Origin of the sequence: Streptococcus sp. HMSC36C04, assembly GCF_001839535.1 — a bacterium.
GTDB classification, from domain to species: Bacteria; Bacillota; Bacilli; order Lactobacillales; family Streptococcaceae; genus Streptococcus; species Streptococcus hominis.
The window spans coordinates 1-299 of record NZ_KV841607.1 but is presented as its reverse complement, the minus strand read 5'-3'; the positions used below and the strand labels follow the sequence as shown (position 1 = coordinate 299).

Here is a 299-nt window from a genome sequence, read left to right as displayed (position 1 = left end):
ATGGCGCGAGACGGAATCGAACCGCCGACACATGGAGCTTCAATCCATTGCTCTACCAACTGAGCTACCGAGCCTACCTATTGCGGGAGCAGGATTTGAACCTACGACCTTCGGGTTATGAGCCCGACGAGCTACCTAGCTGCTCCATCCCGCGCTATTCCTACTAAGGAGGATGTGGGATTCGAACCCACGCACGCTTTTACACGCCTGACGGTTTTCAAGACCGTTCCCTTCAGCCGGACTTGGGTAATCCTCCAATAAAATTTATAGTCCGTACGGGATTCGAACCCGTGTTACCG

The 299-nt window shown here is 53.5% G+C and carries 3 tRNA genes; all 3 read right to left on the bottom strand.

The window, feature by feature from the left end:
* Nucleotide 1: 1 nt before the first annotated feature.
* The 3 genes from HMPREF3249_RS09105 to HMPREF3249_RS09095 all read right to left on the bottom strand — a co-directional run bounded on the left by HMPREF3249_RS09105 (nt 2) and on the right by HMPREF3249_RS09095 (nt 256).
* Nucleotides 2–74: transfer RNA gene (locus HMPREF3249_RS09105), tRNA-Phe, on the bottom strand.
* A 6-nt stretch (nt 75–80) separates the two neighbouring features.
* Nucleotides 81–154 (bottom strand) — tRNA-Met (locus HMPREF3249_RS09100).
* Nucleotides 155–166: 12 nt separating this feature from the next.
* A tRNA-Ser gene (locus HMPREF3249_RS09095) sits at nt 167–256 on the bottom strand.
* Nucleotides 257–299 lie beyond the last annotated feature (43 nt).